The organism is Brevibacillus sp. MCWH (assembly GCF_013096935.1).
Lineage (GTDB): Bacteria > Bacillota > Bacilli > Brevibacillales > Brevibacillaceae > Brevibacillus > Brevibacillus aydinogluensis.
This window is the reverse complement of record NZ_SDLF01000127.1, coordinates 1-481: the sequence shown is the minus strand read 5'-3', so window position 1 is coordinate 481 and position 481 is coordinate 1. Positions and strand designations below refer to the sequence as shown.

The following is a 481-nucleotide window of genomic DNA, read 5'->3' as shown; positions in this document are numbered from 1 at the left end:
GTTCCATTCGTCAGCACCTCCCTAAATTAGCACTTTCATGTCGATGTCCTCAATAGCGTCAAGAGGACGTACACGTGACAATAAAAATACCTTATCTCTTGTATTTGCTTCTTTAATTTGTTGATCTTTCATTGAATCCACATCAACGCCAATCGACCGCAAGTAAACTCGTTGTGCATCTAAATCAATTTCTGCACTATTTTTTCCTGTGTCGAGTAGCCCGTCAATCTCTAGCTGCTCATAGTACGCATTAATGGCTTGAATGAGCAGCACCTTGTTTTCGTAGCTGTTCGCATATTTGCCGATATACTTATCCTCAATCGTCTTACGAATGTCCATATACATGAGATCGAGGATATCGACGATTTTAATTTTCTTGAAATCGTCTCCCTTATCTTGCGTGGTCGTAACGAGCGATGTCACCCCGCGACCGACCTTCACTTTTTCCCCATCGTGGTAAATCACAAATTCACCATTATCG

At 41.8% G+C, this 481-nt stretch carries 1 protein-coding gene; it reads right to left on the bottom strand.

The annotated features are described in order from the left end of the window. Positions 1-21 precede the first annotated feature (21 nt). Positions 22-481 (bottom strand): phage tail sheath C-terminal domain-containing protein (locus ETC00_RS19700; protein ID WP_305792677.1); only part of this gene is annotated, 460 nt, incomplete at its 5' end.